The 18063-nt window shown below is 68.9% G+C and carries 16 protein-coding genes; 9 read left to right on the top strand and 7 right to left on the bottom strand.

Features of this window, described 5'->3' with window-relative positions:
- Positions 1-551 precede the first annotated feature (551 nt).
- Complete coding sequence (locus M0G41_RS02175) at positions 552-1007, bottom strand: RHS repeat domain-containing protein (protein WP_248204659.1); 456 nt, start codon at positions 1005-1007, stop codon at positions 552-554.
- Positions 1008-1083: 76 nt separating this feature from the next.
- On the opposite strand from M0G41_RS02175, the gene M0G41_RS02170 reads away from it, so the two are divergent.
- Positions 1084-2163 carry a hypothetical protein gene (locus M0G41_RS02170; RefSeq protein ID WP_248204658.1) on the top strand — a complete coding sequence of 360 codons (1080 nt, stop codon included), beginning with the start codon at positions 1084-1086 and terminating at the stop codon, positions 2161-2163.
- Between the two features lie 132 nt (positions 2164-2295).
- Here M0G41_RS02170 and alr read toward each other — a convergent pair whose 3' ends face one another.
- On the bottom strand, positions 2296-3372 hold the full coding sequence (alr, locus tag M0G41_RS02165) for an alanine racemase (protein WP_248204655.1): 1077 nt from the start codon (positions 3370-3372) through the stop codon (positions 2296-2298).
- Between the two features lie 480 nt (positions 3373-3852).
- Here alr and M0G41_RS02160 point away from each other — a divergent pair, with 480 nt between their 5' ends.
- From M0G41_RS02160 to M0G41_RS02145, 4 genes are all read left to right on the top strand, one after another.
- Entirely contained in the window at positions 3853-4599 is a 747-nt protein-coding gene (locus tag M0G41_RS02160) for a sulfite exporter TauE/SafE family protein (protein WP_248204751.1), read from the top strand.
- A gap of 109 nt (positions 4600-4708) precedes the next feature.
- On the top strand, positions 4709-5050 hold the full coding sequence (locus tag M0G41_RS02155) for a hypothetical protein (protein WP_248204653.1): 342 nt from the start codon (positions 4709-4711) through the stop codon (positions 5048-5050).
- Complete coding sequence (gene rraA / locus M0G41_RS02150) at positions 5050-5529, top strand: ribonuclease E activity regulator RraA (RefSeq protein WP_248204652.1); 480 nt, start codon at positions 5050-5052, stop codon at positions 5527-5529. Before M0G41_RS02155 ends, rraA begins: the two co-directional genes overlap by 1 nt.
- Positions 5530-5610: 81 nt before the next feature.
- Positions 5611-6669: a TraB/GumN family protein gene (locus M0G41_RS02145; RefSeq protein ID WP_248204650.1), complete on the top strand. Its 1059-nt coding sequence runs from the start codon at positions 5611-5613 to the stop codon at positions 6667-6669.
- Positions 6670-7320: 651 nt separating this feature from the next.
- Here the strand turns inward: M0G41_RS02145 and M0G41_RS02140 are convergent.
- The 5 genes from M0G41_RS02140 to M0G41_RS02120 form a co-directional block, all read right to left on the bottom strand.
- Positions 7321-7920, bottom strand: a complete 600-nt coding sequence (locus tag M0G41_RS02140) for a DUF2062 domain-containing protein (RefSeq protein ID WP_248204649.1) — start codon at positions 7918-7920, stop codon at positions 7321-7323.
- Positions 7921-7998: 78 nt separating this feature from the next.
- Complete coding sequence (gene mnmG, locus M0G41_RS02135; RefSeq protein ID WP_248204647.1) at positions 7999-9882, bottom strand: tRNA uridine-5-carboxymethylaminomethyl(34) synthesis enzyme MnmG; 1884 nt, start codon at positions 9880-9882, stop codon at positions 7999-8001.
- 535 nt (positions 9883-10417) lie between these two features.
- Positions 10418-11803, bottom strand: a complete 1386-nt coding sequence (locus tag M0G41_RS02130) for a hypothetical protein (protein ID WP_248204646.1) — start codon at positions 11801-11803, stop codon at positions 10418-10420.
- A 94-nt stretch (positions 11804-11897) separates the two neighbouring features.
- Positions 11898-12704, bottom strand: coding sequence for an ABC transporter permease (locus tag M0G41_RS02125; protein WP_248204644.1), 807 nt, complete (start codon positions 12702-12704; stop codon positions 11898-11900).
- Positions 12701-13663 (bottom strand): ABC transporter ATP-binding protein, encoded by a 963-nt coding sequence (locus M0G41_RS02120; RefSeq protein WP_248204643.1) that lies wholly within the window; start codon positions 13661-13663, stop codon positions 12701-12703. Before M0G41_RS02120 ends, M0G41_RS02125 begins: the two co-directional genes overlap by 4 nt.
- 98 nt (positions 13664-13761) lie before the next feature.
- On the opposite strand from M0G41_RS02120, the gene M0G41_RS02115 reads away from it, so the two are divergent.
- The 4 genes from M0G41_RS02115 to M0G41_RS02100 all read left to right on the top strand — a co-directional run bounded on the left by M0G41_RS02115 (position 13762) and on the right by M0G41_RS02100 (position 18045).
- On the top strand, positions 13762-14511 hold the full coding sequence (locus M0G41_RS02115; protein WP_343226457.1) for an FAD-binding oxidoreductase: 750 nt from the start codon (positions 13762-13764) through the stop codon (positions 14509-14511).
- Positions 14512-14617: 106 nt separating this feature from the next.
- Positions 14618-16129, top strand: a complete 1512-nt coding sequence (locus M0G41_RS02110) for an alpha/beta hydrolase (RefSeq protein WP_248204642.1) — start codon at positions 14618-14620, stop codon at positions 16127-16129.
- Between the two features lie 3 nt (positions 16130-16132).
- The gene (locus tag M0G41_RS02105) at positions 16133-16879 is read left to right on the top strand and encodes an ABC transporter ATP-binding protein (RefSeq protein ID WP_248204641.1); all 747 of its coding nucleotides are present in this window, start codon (positions 16133-16135) and stop codon (positions 16877-16879) included.
- Entirely contained in the window at positions 16876-18045 is a 1170-nt protein-coding gene (locus M0G41_RS02100) for an ABC transporter permease (protein ID WP_248204640.1), read from the top strand. The genes M0G41_RS02105 and M0G41_RS02100 overlap by 4 nt, the downstream gene beginning before the upstream one ends.
- Positions 18046-18063: the final 18 nt, after the last annotated feature.

Raw genomic sequence — 18063 nt, 5'->3', positions numbered from 1 at the left:
GTCAGGTGAACCGATCGACTCGGTGTGCACACAATCCGACCAGCTCAGGTCGGCTCTACGTCAGGAGCAGGGAGGCCATCAGGCCCGGATCAAAGCTCCGAGGTCGGAGTCCGAAGATGGTTGGACGTTGCCCTGCCCACATCGGCAGCCGTACCACCCGCCTGACAATCAGCCAGCGCTGGCCGATCTCCTGAACTTTGTCGAGAAGCGCTTGGGCGCTGCCTACGATCCGGCAGAAGCGGGACTCGATGCAGCTCAGCTTCGCCAGCCAGGCGTTCGGCTCGAAACGAGCAGGAAGGACAGGTGGCGCGGATTCATCGATGACACCGGGCTTTCCAGGTGCCAGCTGCCTCCCGGCCCAGTCCACCAGCCGACGTTTACATGGCCGTTGCCGAACGATCCTCGGCTCAGCACTTCTACCGTGCCCCCGCAGAATCCATGAAAGACGGCACGATCCAGCCCATTCTGCGCGAGAACCCACTCGGATCCGTCGCATTCAATGGATTGTTCAGCACATAGCTGTAGCGGTTGAAGTTCTGCGGATTGAACGGCTACTGGATCAGCGAATCGGCCTGCAGGAAGCGCGCAAGGCTGTCGTCATAGATGCGGCCATTCATATGGACGATGTCCAGTCCATCCAGCATCTCGTGGCCAGTGAAACCGCGATTGGTGTAGGTGTTCTGGACGCCGGTCGACCTTGACCGGGGGTCGGAGGGATTCCGCCGGTCGCCGAAGGGACCAAAGTCCATGGTCTCCAGCGCCTGGCCGCTGGTCGAAACCACGCGAGCCACCGAGCCCAGATGGTCGTGAAGGAGGAACTTTGTCGAGACCGAATTGCCGACGATTTCCTGCACGGCCACGCCGCCGACGTAGCGGCGCCGGGTCGTGGGTACCCATGCCGGCGATGACTGCGCGCGATGAGGCGGCACTTCACAAACGTCGCCCCCGGAGAGCATGGTGAGGTCGGGCTGGGGTGAGCCGCACCGTTGTCGGGGGTGACCGATCATGGCCGGAGATTCACAGAAGTTGCCCGGGCGCGCGGAAACTGGCGGCCACCCATCACGCCCGAATGATCGCTGGGTAATGGTGCTGTTGGCCTATTGCGCTTGGCTGGTGGCGGTCACGGTGGCGGTGCTGGCGAGCGTTCCCTTCGGTGCGATCGGGGCGTCCATCGCATGGGCTGCAGCGGTCGGCGCCGTCGCGGTGGTTCTGGTGCTGGGCGGAAGACTGGGCCGCTGGCTGTCGAGACAGATCTGGCACCCCCGCATGGGGGACGCGGCTCGAACACCACGTACGAACCGGGCGATTGTCGTCATGCTGGTGGCGGGACTGGTGTGCACGCTCGCGCTGCATGGTCTTTCCGGCGACCGTCGACAGCCTCGCGCCATGCCATCTCCTGCGCAGTCGCACCAGGCGCTGGATGCCAAGGAACGCGCCGCTGACCAGCCCGCCCCAGCAGCCTCGCCATGCTATTTCTGGGGTGAATCGCGGGACACCGCGAAGACGGTCGGATTCGTCGTCGGCAACCTCGGCGCCCACGGCCGGTCGATCCCTCGACGCGCGCCGTGTCGCCTGGCCAGTCTGCAAGGGCCGGGGCCCTACCTTCCCCTGCTTTTGGCGATCACCCTGAGTCTTCTGCTTTGGCTGCAGCGTACCGAGGCGGCGGGGCCAACCCCACGCGGAACCGTGAGGCCGCTCTCGGCCGAATCCAGATTGCCAGGTGCTTCTGTTGAGCAGGTCGAGCTGTCGCACAGTGCGCCAGCCTGCCGCGTCGAGACCGCGCCAGCGGTCGAATCATTGGAGACAAGACGTCCCATTCCACCATCGCCGGCTACCCTCGCCGCGGTGCGCAGGTTGAAGGCGCGTCGGGAGGCGACCACGTCCGGCATTCAGCTCGGCGGAGTTGCCTCCCTTGTCACTCGACCAATTCGGACTGCGCTTGAACGCACGCCCGTCCTCGCCTGTGTGGGCGCCTGTTATCTGCTCGGCCATCTGGTGTCCGCAGCCGGCGTCGACGCTGCGCACGACGTTGCCAATGCGCTCGCGCCCGCAGTGTTGCGCCACAGCTACAGCGGTTGGCCGGTGCTGGGAATCTGGGCCAGTGGCTGGATTGGCACAGCCGCGGGTCTCTGGATTCTCTGGAGGCGTCGGGAGTCTTCCTGAGCCGATGGGTTCATGCAGGGCGCGTCTGTGCGGGCGCGCCCGAGGGCAATCCTTGGGAAGGGGTTCTGGTTCGGGTGCCGCAATGGAGCCGGACTCCGCACCGGAGCGGCGCCTTTCCGGCGCCTCGCATGATCAATCCTCGACAAAGCGGACGCGGCGGGTGATGCCGCAGGTCAGCTCGTAGCTGATGGTGCCGGCGGCCTCGGCGATATGTTCGACCGGGAGATCGGGGCCCCAGAGGGTGACCGGGTCGCCGACCTGAGCGGCGGGGAGGTGGCTGAGGTCGATCGCCATCAGGTCCATGGAGACGCGGCCGACGGTGGGCGCGCGCTGGCCGCCGACCAGCACCGGCGTGCCGCTGGGCGCGACGCGCGGATAGCCATCCCCATAGCCCAGGGCGACGATGCCCACGCGCAACGGGCGGCGGGCGACGTAGACCCCTCCATAGCCGATGGCTTCACCTTCTGGCACATGGTTCACCGCGACCAGGCGGCTGGTGAGGCTCATCGCCGGGCGCAGGCCGAAGTCGGCGCCGGTCTTGCCTGCGACCACCGACAGGCCATACAAGGCGCCGCCGGCGCGGACCCAGTCGCGATGCGCCGCGGGCCAGCCGAGCACGGCTGCCGAATTGCTCAGCGAGCGGGCACCGCCCAGGCACTCGAGGGCGGCATCGAAGCGCGCCACCTGATCGGCCGTGGCCGCGGCCTCGAATTCGTCGGAGCGGGCGAAGTGGGTCATCCAGACCGGGGCCTCGGCGCACTGCGGCAGGGCACGGATCCGCTCGGCCACGCGCTCGGCGTCGGCGAGGTCGAAGCCCAGCCGGTGCATGCCGGAGTCGAACTTCACCCAGAGCCGCAGCGGCGCCGGGTCGCGGTCGGCCTCGATCATCGCCAGCTGGGTTTCGTGGTGGACCACCGTGTCGAGCTGCAGGCGACGGATCAGCGAGAGGTCAGCGGGCTCGAAGAAGCCCGAGAGCAGGACGATGCGCTTGGACGAGCCGGTGGCGCGAATGCGCTCGGCATCGGCAATCGAGGCCACACCAAAGGCATCTGCCCCGGCCAGGGCCTGGGCGACGCGTTCCAGCCCGTGGCCGTAGCCGTCGGCCTTGACCACCGCCATCACCCGGCTGCCCGGCGCCCGGCGGCGCACCTCGGCCAGATTGTGCTGCAGGGCATCGGTGTGGATCGTGGCGCTGGCGGGGCGGCTCATCGGCGGTTCGGCAGTTGGATTCGGCGCAAGGATGGCCGCCGATTATGGCCTTTTGCGGGCGGCCATCGGGCGGAGCTGGCAGACCCGAGCCGGAGGCGGGTGGGGCGCGCGGCGATCCGTTGGGCCTCGGCGATCGATCGGCAGCTTGTCGGTCTCCACCGCAACGTAGTGGACGCCCAGCCCGACAGGCCGAAGCGGCCCACCTGGTGGCGCATCAGCCCGTCGGGCTGAAGGCGCACGAGCCCTGATGTCCCGCTTCAGCTGACGATCGACCTCGCCTGCGTCGATGGCGCTGACCGTGGCGGCGACAGCGCCGGTGGATTCCCCGACCCTGGACAGGGCATTGCGCCCGGGTTCCACCGGGGAGTCGGCCACATGCCTCCGCTCATGCCCCGGGATCATTTCCCGCCTGCGCCCTGCCGGTCCGACACTAGCGTCACCGTGCACTGGGCCGGTCTTCGAGGATGGAACGTGGGCGGAATGGAGGACATCTGGCTGTTCATCCTGATCGGCCTTGCCGCGCAGCTGGTGGACGGCGCCCTGGGCATGGCCTACGGCATCACCTGCACCAGCCTCCTGCTTTCGATGGGGGCCCCTCCGGCGCTGGCCTCGGCCAGTGTGCACACCGCCGAGGTCGGTACCAGCGCGGTCTCGGGCGCCAGCCACTGGGCGCTCGGCAATGTCGATCGCAGGCTGTTCTGGCGTCTGGTCCTGCCCGGTGTTGCGGGGGCCGCTTTGGGCGCCCTGCTGATTGGCTGGGTCGACGGCTCCAAGATCAAGCCGCTGGTCGCGGGCTACCTGCTGATCGTGGGCCTGCTGGTGCTGTGGCGCACCTTTCGGCCCCGTCCGCCTCGCGTGGTGGCGCCCGGCGATCTGGCACCGCCGCCCCAGGGCTTGCTGGCCGGCTTCCTGGACGCCATCGGCGGCGGCGGCTGGGGCTCGATCAATGTCACCACCCTGATTGCCCGTGGGGTGCCGCCGCGGACCGTGGTCGGCACGGTCAACGCGGCCGAGTTCTTCGTCAGCGTGACCGTCGCCGCCCTGCTTTGGCAGGTCGTCGGCCCGCAGGCCCTGCCGGTGGTCGGGGGCCTGCTGATCGGCGGGCTGATCGCTGCGCCGATTGCCGCGCTCGCAGCCCGCCGGGTGCCGCCGCGTCTGGCTTCCGGCCTCACCGGCGGTGTGGTGCTGCTGCTGAGCGTCTCGACCCTGGCCCATGCGCTGATCTGATTCGCCGCCGGCGTCCGGCTATGATCGGCGTCGGCTTAAGCGGGGACGACCCATGCAGGGCGCAGGCGGCACACCGGGCGGGATCGGCCCGTTTCTGATCGGATTCGTGATGGCTGTAGCCGGCGGCTGGCTACTGGTCAACCAGGTCACCGTGCACAGCGGGGGCTGGGCGCTGTGGGGTTACAACAGCTTCGGCCTTTCCCTCCTGCCCTTCATTGCCGGCACCGGGCTGCTGTTCTTCAACGGACGCTCGGTGCTGGGCTGGCTGCTGCTGCTCGCCGGGCTGGTGATCATCTTCGCCGGCATCCTGGCCAACCTGAACATCTACTTCCGCCCGACCAGCCTATTCAACACGCTGCTGATGCTGGCCCTCCTGGCCGGCGGCCTCGGGCTGATGGCGCGCGCCGTGCGCAGCGCGGAATCTTCACCCGACGACAAGGAGCCTTCCTGATGGACTTTGCCGTAGCCGATCTTTCCGACGCCCATCCCGACTGTCCGATCCTCGCCCCCGGGCTGCAGGACTTCGGCGGCAGCCGGCGCTTTGCCGGGCCGATCCGCACGCTCAAGGTATTCGAGGACAACGCCCTGGTCCGCGCCGCGCTGGAAACGCCGGGCAACGGCGCCGTGCTGGTGGTCGACGGCGGCGGCTCGCTGCGCTGCGCCCTGGTCGGCGGCATGCTGGGGGAACTGGCGGTGAAGAACGGCTGGGCCGGCATCGTCGTCAATGGCTGCGTGCGCGACCACGTCGAGCTGCGCGAGCAGGCAGTCGGCGTGCGCGCCCTGGCCACCCATCCGCGCAAGAGCGCCAAGGGTGCGCACGGCGGTGCGGCCGATGGGGCGGTGGAATTCCTCGGCGTGCGCATGACTTCCGGCGATTGGCTGTATGCCGACGAGGACGGCATCCTCGTCAGCCCCCGCGCCCTGCTCTGAACGAAGCCTCGTTCCGGACACGCGGGATTCATCGCCCGCGGCGGAAGCTCGCCGCGCCAGACATCCCGTCACCGGATCGCCATGCCCCTGCGCCCCCTGCTGCTGTGTGCCCTGCTGTGCCCCCTTGTCGCCCGGGCCGATGAGCCTCCTCCTGAGCTCCCCACCCAGGTGCTGGACACGGTGGTGGTCACCGGCGAGCAGCCCGGTCCCGGCCTCTGGCGCGTCGAGTCCCCGCAAGGCCATCGCATGTGGGTGCTGGCCAGCCTGGTGCCGCTACCCAAGCGCATGGAATGGACCGCCACCGAGGTGGAACGCCGCGTCGCCGAGGCTGACCGGGTGCTCTACACCCCGGGTGGCCGGTTCGACGTCAAGGTCGGGTTCTTCGCCCGCCTGGGGCTGATTCCCGCCGCCATGCGCGCGCGCAACAACCCCGGCAAGCAACCGCTGGCGGAGGTCGTTCCCGCGCCGCTGTACGCGCGCTGGACGGTGCAGAAGAAGAAGTACATGCCGCGCAGCCGCTCGGTGGAGAAGCGGCGCCCGCTGGTCGCTGCGCAGACCCTGTTCTCCGAGGCGCTGGACGAGGAGGACCTGTCCTGGAAGAACCTCGCCCAGCAGCGGGTGGAAAAGATCGCCAAGCGCACCGACCGCGAGGTGGTCGACCCGGTTCTCGATATCGTGATCGAGGATCCCAAGGCCCTGCTCAAGGACTTCAACGAGTCGCAGCTCGAGGACCTCGACTGCTTCGAGAAGACCCTGATCCGCCTGGAAACCGACATCGAACCGATGAAGCTGCGTGCCAATGCCTGGGCGCTGGGTGCGGTCGACCTGCTGCAGTCGCTGGAATGGCGCGACGCCAACCGCGCCTGCGTCGATGCCCTGCTCGGCACCGCCATCGCCGAGCGCTACGGCTTCGCCGATGTCGAACAGCGCCTGCGCACGCTGTGGCTGGACGAGGCGCGCAAGGCCCTGACCGAGGTGGAAACGAGCTTCGCGGTCCTGCCCATCGCCTGGGTCGTCGGCGCCGAGAGCCTGCTCACCGAGCTGCAGGCCGAGGGCTACTCCATCGTGGCTCCAGGCGCCGCCGCCGAAGCCGAATCGGAACCCGAAGCCGAACCAGACGCCGCCGCCTCGCTGCCGTAGCCGCGGCTAGAGGATCTCCAGCAGTTCGGGAGCCGAGGCCGTGGGGGTAGTGGAAGGACGCGTTCGGGCGCATATCTGCCGTCCGCCACGGCTTCTGATGGGCGGGCTTTTCGTAGGAGCGGACATGGCCGCGACCGCGGAGCTTCGCCCTTGCCTCGGTCTGTGGTGACACGCCACCGCGCGGTCGCGCCCTTGGGCGCTCCCACAGTCGGGCTTGGCTGCGCGTTGGCGAAACCCCATAGGGTGCGCCTTGGGCGCACGGATACGGGCGTTCGGACGGTACGCCCGGTGCGGCCAGCCGCACCCTATGAACCTCTTCTTTGCGCCGCAAAGCAGACCTTGCCGCGGTCAAATTGTGGGAGCGCCCTTGGGCGCGACCGCGGAGTTCCGCTCTGGCCACGGTCTGTGGTGAATCCGTAGCGCTGCGTTCGCGCCCAAGGGCGCTCCCACAGTCGGGCTTCGCTGGGCGTCGGCGAAGCCCCATAGGGTGTGCCTTGGTGCAACGATACGGGCGTTCGGACGGTATGCCCGGTGCGGCCAGCCGCACCCTATGAATGTCATCCTTTCGCCCGAACCGGAGGTCCATTGCACTCGCCGCGCGTGGCGGCCTGCAGTGTGCTCCGCGCCCTGAGGCAACCCGGCGGGCAACACCTAGGACGACTCTCCCGCGGCCGCGCTGTCGTCACGCCCGGTCTGGATCATTTCCTTGTGGATCCGGTGCGCGGCCAGGCGATTGCGGAAGCGGCGCGCTTCCCAGGCCAGGAAGCGCCAGCCCAGGTCGCAGAGCAGGGCGACGATCAGTCCGACCACGACGCCACCGATCATCAGCGCGTTGGTGACATAGATGGCGCGCGGCAGGCTTTCGCCGAGTGACATCGCCTCCATCAGCTGCACGCCGACCCAGGTCGTGAACAGATAGATCGGGGCGATGGTGAAGGGATTGGTGATGAACTGCAGGGCGACGGTCACCGTGAGATTGGCGCGCAGCCAGATGGCCAGCACCACGGCGACGACAAGCTGAACCCCGTAGAGCGGCAGCAGGGACACCACGCTTCCCATGTAGATGGCCGGGAGCACGTTCTCGCGGCGAAACGACCACAGGTAGGGTCGCGCGGCGGCCTGGCGGGCAAACCACTTGAGCACCGGGTAGCGCCGGACATTGGCGCGACGGGGGAGCGGCTTGAGCAGTTTGCGCAGACGGCGCCGGCGAGCAAGAAGCTCGCGGAAGTGGCGCTCGTACTCCTCGCTCATCGGTCGGGCAGTGCACGTGGAAGGAACTGGAGTTTACGGGCTGGCGCGTGCCTTCGCCGCGAAGGCCATGCGCTCCGTTCAGGCTGCGGTGCGGCCGCCGAGCCGCTTGAGGTGCACCAGCAGCAGGGAAATGGCCGCCGGCGTAAGGCCGGGAATGCGCATCGCCTGCCCGACCGATTCCGGACGGACCCGCTCCAGCTTCTGTCGCACCTCGGCCGACAGTCCGGACACGCCGGCGTAGTCGAAGCCCGGCGGGATCGGCGTGCCCTCACTGCGCCGCTGACGGGCGATCTCTTCCTGCTGGCGCTGCAGGTAGCCGGCGTAGCGGGTGCTGATCTCGATCTGCTCGACCGCCTCGGCGTCGTCGAGGGCGGGTCCCAGGCCTTCGACCTGGACCAGGGCGGCGTAGTCCAGCGGCGGGCGCTTGAGCAGGTCGAGCGCGCTGACCTCGCGCGACAGGGCGACGCCGTGGCGCGCCTCCAGCTCACGACCGAGGGCATTGCCCGGACCCAGCCAGATGCCACCGAGTCGGGCGGTCTCGGCGGCCACCGCGGCCTGCTTGGCCTCGAAGCGCTGCCAGCGACGGTCATCGACCAGGCCCATCTCGCGGCCGACCGGGGTCAGCCTCGCATCGGCATTGTCCTCGCGCAGCTGCAGTCGGTACTCGGCACGCGAAGTGAACATCCGGTAGGGCTCGCTGGTGCCGTGGGTGACCAGATCGTCGACCAGCACGCCGAGATAGGCCTCGTCGCGGCGCGGGCTCCAGCCGTCCTCGCCGCGTGCCCGGCGGGCCGCGTTCAGCCCGGCGAGCAGGCCCTGGGCGGCGGCTTCCTCATAACCTGTCGTTCCGTTGATCTGCCCGGCGAAGAAGAGGCCGTCGACGGCCTTGGTCTCCAGCGTAGCGCGCAGGCCGCGCGGGTCGAAGAAGTCGTACTCGATGGCGTAGCCGGGCCGGGTGATGTGCGCGTTCTCGAAACCGCGGATGCTGCGCACCAGGGCCACCTGCACATCGAAGGGCAGCGAGGTGGAGATGCCGTTGGGATAGATCTCGGCCACGTCGAGGCCCTCGGGCTCGACGAAGATCTGGTGGCTGGCCTTCTCGGCAAACCGCACCACCTTGTCCTCGATCGAGGGGCAGTAGCGCGGGCCGATACCCTCGATCTGACCTGTGTAGAGCGGAGAACGGTCGAGGGCCTCACGGATGATCTCGTGGGTGCGTTCGGAGGTGTGGGTGATCCAGCAACTGATCTGGCGCGGATGGTCGTCGGTGGAGCCGAGGAAGGAGAACACCGGCCGCGGGGCGTCGCCGGGCTGCTCCTCCATCAGCGAATAGTCGAGGCTGCGGCCGTCGATGCGCGGCGGCGTGCCGGTCTTCAGCCGGTCGACCACGAAGCGTCCCTCGCGCAGCCGGGCGGCCAGCGCGGTGGCCGGCGGATCGCCAGCGCGTCCGGCGGCGTGGGTGCTCTGGCCGACGTGGACCTTGCCGGCGAGGAAGGTGCCAGCGGTGAGTACCACGCAGTCGGCCTTGAAGCGCAGGCCGAGCTGGGTGACCACGCCGCGTACGCGGTCCTGCTCGATGAGGATGTCGTCGACGGCGGCCTGGAAGACCGACAGGTTGGGCTGGTTCTCGACTGCGCGGCGGATGAAGGCGCGATACAGGCCACGGTCGGCCTGGCAGCGCGTGGCGCGCACGGCCGGGCCCTTGCTGGCGTTGAGCCGCCGCCACTGGATCCCGGCATGGTCGGCTGCCCGCGCCATGATGCCGCCGAGGGCGTCGATCTCGCGGACCAGATGGCCCTTGCCGATTCCGCCGATGGCCGGGTTGCAGCTCATCGCGCCCACGGTCTCGATGTTGTGGGTGAGCAGCAGGGTGCGGGCGCCGGTTCGGGCGCTGGCGAGGGCGGCTTCGGTGCCGGCATGTCCGCCACCGACCACGATCACGTCATAGCGATTGTCATTCATCACACTTCGTTCCAGCTTCCGTTACCGGCACCGCCGCCGACTACGCTCGCGGGTCCTGCGCTCAGAAGGTCGAGCGGCCGAGGTCGGAGCGCACAGCGGCCAGCCCGGCCGCCACGGAGGCGATCCGGGGGTTTGTCCTGCCTGTATGTCCAGTGTACTCCCCGACCTGGCCCGCTTCCTGCAGGCTTTACCCCGCACCCACCCCGGCGAGCGCCGTGGCGTCGGGCCGGACTGAACAGGGGCCGGCCTTCGCACGAGGTGGGGAAGCACCGCGCTGCGGTGTCGCCCTCCGAAAGGATCCGGCGCGCCGCAGCGTTTTTCTTTGCCCTTGGGGCGGGGCCGGAGGGTATCCGGCGCCCGGGAGGGTCGAAGGAACAGGGGGAATCCAGAAGACCCGACCCGGACGCCGGATAGGTGGTCTGCGAGGAACCGGAGCGCCCCGCAGTGTCGGTCTGAAACCGACCCAGTGCGTCAGTTTCTACCACTATTTTCCAGACGGTACTAGCGTCCTGCTGAACGCTTCCGGATGCCCGGACTACTCCTCGTCGCGGCTCGGCCGTTCGACACGTGGCTCGCCGCGCATCATCGGTTCGGCACGCTCCCGCGGGGCCGGCGCCGAGTAGCTGCGAGGCTCGGCGCGCGGGGCTTCGTAGCGGGGTTCGGGGCGCGGGGCCTCATAGCGCGGTTCGACGCGGGCCGGGGCTTCATAGCGGGGCTGCCGGGCTGGGGCCTCATAGCGCGGCTCGGCGCGGGCTGGTGCCTCGTAACGGGGTGCCTCGCGGGCCGGCGCCTGGTAGCGCGGCTGCGGCGCTGCCTGGTAGCGCGGGATCTCGCGGCGGGGCGGTGCAGCGTAGTCGTCACCCCCGCCCCGGATGGGCGCACGCTGGATGGGCGCGCTGCGCGGCTCGGCGCGCTCCACCGGGTTGCTGCCGTAGGTGCCGCCGACGCGTGGCGGACCGCCGGCGACGTTCCCCCGCGAGCGGGCTTCGGGGAGGCTGATCGAGGATGAGCGCGTGCCGACCGAGGCCTCCCGTCGCTCGATGGGCCGGCCACGCACCGGCGCATTGCTGCCGTCATAAGGGTAGGCGACACCCTCGTCGCGCCAGGCGCGGTTTTCGCGCGGTGCGCTGCGCGGCGGCAGCTGGCGCGGCGCATCGCCGTACTCCGGACCGCGGAATCCCGAGACCTGTGGATCCTGGCGCGCGGACGGCTCGCCGGCCCGGCCCGTGGGCAGGCGGCCGGTGGCCGGCTGGCGGAATCCTGAGACGTCCGGGTCGGCGCGGCCACGCCCGCCGGGGCTGCCGTAGTCGGCCCCGCGCCAGCCTTCACGACGGGCATCGACCAGGGCCTGGCTGCGTGCAGCGCGGCCGAAGCCGGAGATGCCCTGACCGGCCGGCAGGCCGTCGCCGCGATAGGCGTTGCTGTAGCGGGTCAGGCGCTCGGCCTCATTGCGCGGATTGCCATAGCGCGCCGGGTAGTAACGGTGCACGTGGGGATAGGTCACGTACCACGGGTACCAGTCGTAGTAGTGGTCGACCCAGGCATGGCGATAGGGCGAATAGGCCAGGTGGAAGTTCCAGTGGCGCCCGTACCAGCCGCTGTAATAACCCGGGCCGTGCCAGCTGCGGTAGAGCACGCTGTAGTAGTTGCGCGGGAACCAGGTCACCCCGTAGTAGAAGCCGGGGTTCCAGTAGGGATCGACGTAGGAACGGTTGATCGACCAGAACAGGGAGTAGTAGGCCGGGTAGTCGTACCAGACCGGGCTGACATATCCACCCTGGTAGCTGCGTACCGGCTCGGCCACCACCTGACCGCCGTAGCCGTCGCTGTAGGTGCGCTCACCGTAGTAGCGATAGGAAGGCGAACTGGCACAGCCGGCCAGCAGCAGGGCCAGGGCGGCCAGGGGCAGGATTCGCAACATGGCGGCGCTCCGCGAAGGTATGCGACCAGCTTAAGCCAGCCTCAGGCGCCCGGAGTAAACCCCGTGTAAACCGCACGATGGCGTTGCGCAGCGTTCAGCTGCGCAGGCCGACGCCCCGCTTGAGCAGGAACAGCGCCGCGGCGCTGAGGCCGATGGCAAAGCCCAGCATCACCGCATAGGCGATCCACAGCGGCACGTCGCTGACTCCGAGCAGGCCGTAGCGGAAGGCGTTGACCATGTGCAGCACCGGATTGAACCAGCTGGCCGCCTCCCAGAAATCGGGCAGCAGGGTCACCGAATAGAAGACGCCACCAAGGTAGGTCAGCGGGGTCAGGATGAAGGTCGGGACGATGGCGATGTCGTCGAACTTCTTCGCGTAGACCGCGTTGACGAAGCCGGCGAGCGAGAACACCGTCGCCGCCAGCAGCACCGTGCTGGCCATGACCAGCGGATGCGGGATGCGCACGTCGGTGAAACACATGGCGATGCCGAGCACGATGATGCCGACCAGCAGGCCGCGGGTCACCGCGCCGGTGACATAGCCGGAAAGGATCACCCAGTTCGGCAGCGGGCTGACCAGCAGCTCCTCCACGTGGCGGCCGAACTTGGCGCCGAAGAAGCTCGACGAGATGTTGCCGTAGGCGTTCTGGATCACGCTCATCATGACCAGGCCCGGGACGATGAAGTCCATGTAGTCGAACCCGCCCATGTCGCCGATCCGCGAGCCGATCAGGCTGCCGAAGATCAGGAAATACAGGGTCATGGTGATCGCCGGCGGCACCAGGGTCTGGCCCCAGATGCGCAGGATGCGGGTCAGCTCGCGACGGACGATGGTCAGGTAGGCCACCCAGTTCGGGTGCGCGGAGGGCGTCACGGGGGCAGGGGGCAGGGACGGATTCACGATGCGCGGGCTCCCTCGGTCTGGCCGGCGGCGGCGTCTGCCGGACCGGTGAGGCGGACGAACAGCTCCTCCAGGCGATTGGTCTTGGTGCGCATCGAGCGGACCCGGATCCCGGCCTCGCCGAGCGCGGCAAAGATGCGGTTGAGGTCCATGTCGCGCGGCATCTCGAGGTCGATGCTGTGTTCGTCGACCGCCTCCAGCTTCGCACCCTCGACCCGCGGCAGGCCTGCGGGCAGCGTACCGTCGATGTCGAGCAGGAATCCCTCCACATCGAGCTTGGCCAGCAGCTGCTTCATCGGTCCCTGCTCGATGATCCGGCCGTGATCGATGATGGCGAGGTTGCGGCAGAGGTTCTCGGCCTCCTCGAGGTAATGGGTGGTGAGGATCACCGTGGTACCGCGTGCGTTGACCTCGCGCAGGGTCTTCCACATGCCGCGGCGGATCTCGATGTCGACCCCTGCGGTGGGCTCATCGAGGATCAGCAGGCGCGGCCGGGTCATCATCGCGCGGGCGATCATCAGCCTGCGTTTCATGCCACCGGACAGGGTGCGGCTCATCACCCGGGCCTTGTCCCACAGATGGGCGGCGCGCAGTTCGTGCTCGGCGCGCTGCTCGGCCTCGGGCCGCGGCACGCCATAGAAGCCCGCGTAATTGACACAGATGTCGAAGGGCTTCTCGAACATGTTGAAGTTGATCTCCTGCGGCACCAGGCCGATCTGGCGCATGGCCAGCGAGCGCTGGCGCAGCAGGTCGATGCCGAACACCGAAACCTCGCCCGCGCTGGCGTTGACCAGCGAGCTGACCACGCCGATCAGGGTCGACTTGCCGGCGCCGTTGGGGCCGAGCAGGGCGAAGAAGTCGCCCGGCTCGACGTCGAGGTCGATGCCCTTGAGCGCCTCCACCTTGTTGTCGTAGGTCTTCTTCAGGCCGCGCAGGCGCAGCGCAGGGGTCTCGCTCATCCGGGGATCCTGTTCGGGGGCTGGCGCGCGGCTTCACGGGCGGCTGCGCAGCGGGGCCGCTAGTATAGGCGCCCCCTTGCGCAAGACGGATCAAACCCGTGCCCAAGCACTTCCCCCTCCGCCTGGTCGGCAGCCGCATGCTTGCACCCAGCGTCCGCCACCTGGTCTTCCAGCGAGACGATGGCGAGGTGCTGGCCTTCCTGCCGGGTCAGTTCGTGCAGGTGCACTTCCACTATCCCGACGGCACGCCGACCAAGCGCAGCTATTCCATCGCCACCTCGGACGGCCGCCCGCAGGACGCCGACTCGCCGGTCGAGATCGCGGTGTCCTACGTTACCGGCGGCGCGGCGACCGCCCTGTTCGAGTCCCTTTCCGTCGGTGACCGCATCGAGGCCTCGGGCCCGTTTGGCCGCTTCTGCCTGATGCCGCCCGACCGCAATGCGCGCTACCTGCTGGTGGCGACCGGCACCGGCGTCACGCCTTACCGGGCCATGCTGCCCCAGCTGGAGGCCCTTCACGCCGAGCGCGGGGTCGAGGTGGTCCTGCTGTTCGGCGCCCGCAGCCCGCAGGAACTGCTCTACGGTGACGAGTTCATCGCCTTTGCCGAATCGCGACCCTGGTTCCGCTTCGTGCCCTGCTATTCGCGGGAAGCGGCTGCGCCGCCGCGGCCGGACGACCGCCGCGGCTACGTGCAGGACGCGCTGGCCGAGTTCGCGCCGGATGCCGAGCGCGACATCGCCTATCTGTGCGGCAACCCGAACATGGTCGATGCCGCCTTCGAGGTGCTCAAGGTGGCCGGCCTGCCGGTGCCGCATATCCGCCGCGAGAAGTACGTAAGTTCCAAGTAGCGGACCGTTGCACCGCGGACGGCAGGGCCGCCAGGACGGTGGGGATGTCACATCCAGGCCGGCCCAACGTAATGCAACCACGCATGTTCATCGCTCAGGGGAAAACATGAGATCGATACCCATCGTCCTTCTGGCCGCGTCTCTGCTGTCGGGTCCGGCCGGCGCGACGCCGGTGGCGGCCGCCCGGGTCTCGCTCGAACCGGGTCAGCGGGCCTATGGCCAGATCCGCTTCGAGCCCTGCTCGCTGCAGGCGCCCGGCATGCCGGTCGCCGTCGAGGCGCAGTGCGGCACCCTGGAGGTGGCCGAGAATCGCGAGGATCCTGAGAGCCGCCGCATCACGCTCGGCATCGGCTGGATCCCGGTCGACGGCATTGCCGATCCGGACCCGGTGTTCATGCTTGCCGGCGGGCCGGGTCAGGCCGCCAAGCAGGCCTACCCGATGGTGCATGCCGCCTTCCGCGATGTGCGCCGATCCCGCCATATCATCCTGGTCGACGCCCGCGGCACCGGGGACTCGCAGCCGCTGGTCTGCCGCGACAGCGAGGGCCGTGCCAACCTGACCGAGGGCACCAGCGAGGACCTCGATACCGCGCGCGACTTCGCCCGCCGCTGCGCCGAGACGCTTGGCCGCGAGGCCGATCTGCGCTTCTACTCCACCGGCGAGCACATCGACGACCTCGACGAGGTGCGCCGGGCACTGGGCGTCGCGCGGATCAACCTGGTCGGCATCTCCTATGGCACCCGGGTGGCGCAGCAGTACGCCAAGCGCTATCCGGAGGCCACCCGGAGCGTGGTGCTCGACTCGGTGGTGCCGAACAGCCTGGTGCTGGGCGCCGACCACGCCGCCAACCTGCAGCAGGCGCTCGACACCCACTTCGAGCGCTGCCGGGAGGATGCCGGCTGCAGCGCCAACATCGGCAACCCGCGGGAGCTGCTCGATCAGGTCTCGCAGACCCTGCGCGAGGGCGACATCGCCCCGGTGAGCTACCGCGACGCGCGCAGCGGCGAGTGGAAGGAGGCGACGCCCGAGTTCGGCCATCTCGCCATCCTGCTGCGCATGTATGCCTACTCGCCGGAAACCGCGACCACCCTGCCCTACCTGCTGGAGCAGGCCGCCGGGGGCCGCTATGCAGCCATGCTGGCCCAGGCCGAGGCGATCACCGGCAGCCTGACCGAGCAGATCTACCACGGCATGCAGCTGTCGGTGAGCTGCACCGAGGACGCCGACGAGCTGCGCGCCGATCCGGCCCAGGATGCCAGCGTGCTGGGCAACCAGCTGGTCGAGTTCACCCAGGCGCAGTGCGCGGTCTGGCCGCGCGGCAGCCGGGATCCGGTGTTCCGCGAACCGCTGACCGGCGACCTGCCGGTGCTGCTGCTCTCCGGCGAGTTCGATCCGGTGACCCCGCCGCGCTACGGCGACGAGGTGGCGGAATCCCTGGACAGGGCGCGGCACCTGGTGCTGCCGGGTCAGGGCCACAGCGTGCTCGGCCTGGGCTGCGCCCCCAAGCTGCTCGCCCAGTTCATCGAGAAGGCCGACCCGGCGGCGCTGGACGCCGCCTGCCTCGAGCGCCTGAAGCCCCTGCCCCCGTTCGCGGGGCCCTACGGATGGGAGCCCTGAACCATGATTCGCGTCGACAACCTGCACAAGTCGTTCAAGACCAAGACCGGCACGGTGAAGGCCGTGCGCGGGGTCAGCTTCGAGGCCCACGACGGCGAGATCACCGGCCTTCTCGGGCCCAACGGCGCCGGCAAGACCACCTCGCTGCGCATGCTCTACACCCTGATGAGCCCCGACCAGGGCCGGGTCGAGGTCGATGGCGTGGACGCGGCCAAGGATCCGGCGGCGGTGCGCCGGCAGCTCGGCGTGCTGCCTGATGCGCGCGGCGTCTACAAGCGCCTGACCGCGCGCGAGAACATCGCCTACTTCGGCCGCCTGCACGGCATGGACGAGGCGGTGATCCGCGCGCGCAGCGAGGTACTCGAGAAGGCACTGGGCATGGAAGAGATCATGGACCGGCAGACCGAGGGCTTCTCGCAGGGCCAGCGGACCAAGACCGCGATCGCCCGCGCCCTGGTCCACGACCCGAAGAACGTCATCCTCGATGAGCCGACCAACGGCCTCGACGTGATGACCACGCGGGCCATGCGCGAGTTCCTGAGGACCCTGCGCGCGGAGGGCCGCTGCGTGATCTTCTCCAGCCACATCATGCAGGAGGTCGCAGCCCTCTGCGATCGCATCGTGATCGTCGCCAAGGGCGCGGTAGTCGCCCAGGGCACGGCGGATGAGCTGCGCGCGCTGACCGGTGAGGAGAACCTTGAGGACGCCTTCGTCAAGGCGATCGGCTCGGAGGAGGGCCTGCACGCATGAAGACCGTGATCGCGGTGATGTTGAAGGAACTCACCGACCTGATGCGCGACCGCAAGACGGTGATGCTGAGCCTGTTCATGGGCCCGGTGCTGCTGCCGCTGCTCCTGCTCGGCGTCGGCCATCTCGCCGAGAAACGCGCCACCACCCAGCTGGAAAGCACGCTCAAGCTGCCTGTGGTGGGCGCCCAGCACGCGCCCAATCTGGTCGCCTACATCGGCACGCACAATATCGAGGTGCTGCCGGCGCCTGAAGACCCCGACCTCGAGGTGCGCGAGCAGAACCACGATGTGATCCTGCGCATTCCCGAGGGCTACCCGGACCAGTGGCGGCGCAGCGAGGCGGCCGAGGTCGAGCTGATCTTCGATTCCACCCGGCGCGACACCGAGATTCCCCTGCGCCGCGTGCGCGGCGTGCTGCAGGGCTACTCGGCCACCGCCGGCAAGCTGCGCCTGCTCTCCCGAGGGGTCGACACCCAGCTCGACAGCGCGGTGCTGGTGACCAGCCGCGATCTGGCCACGCCGGAGGCCCGCAGCAGCCAGTTCCTCGCCTTCATGCTGCCCTACTTCCTGATCCTCAGTGCCTTCCTCGGCGGCGCGGCCATCGTCATCGACTCCACCGCCGGCGAGCGCGAGCGGCAGTCGCTGGAGCCGCTGCTGGCCACACCGGCGGCCCGCGAGGCGATCATGAGCGGAAAGATCCTCGCCTCGACCGTGTTCGGAATGATCAGCCTTGTGCTTCTGATCGTCGCGCTCAAGCTGACATTCGTCTTCGCCGAGGGCAAGCTGGGCGGCAACCTCGACACCGCAGCGGCGCTCGGCGTGCTGCTGGTGCTGGTGCCGATGGTCCTGCTCGGCACCTGCCTGCTGACCCTGATCTCGGCCTCGGTGAAGTCGGTCAAGGAGGCGCAGAGCTACATGAGCGTGCTAATGCTGATGCCGCTGATCCCGACCATCGTGCTGATGGTGAATCCGGTCAAGGACCAGCTCTGGCAGTTCACCGTGCCTTTCCTGGCCCAGAACCAGCTGATCATCCGCCTGGTCCGCGGCGAGGCGATCTCGGTACTGGAATGGTCGACCTATCTCGGCAGCAGCCTCGCCATCTGTGGCGTGCTGTGGGTGCTGGCCGCCCGCCTCTATCACAAGGAAAAGCTGGCGATCTCCGCCTGATGCCGGACCGCCGCCGCA

It is taken from the genome of Pseudomarimonas salicorniae (genome assembly GCF_023156535.1).
Taxonomy (GTDB): domain Bacteria; phylum Pseudomonadota; class Gammaproteobacteria; order Xanthomonadales; family Xanthomonadaceae; genus Pseudomarimonas; species Pseudomarimonas salicorniae.
This window is presented reverse-complemented; position numbering and strand designations above follow the sequence as displayed.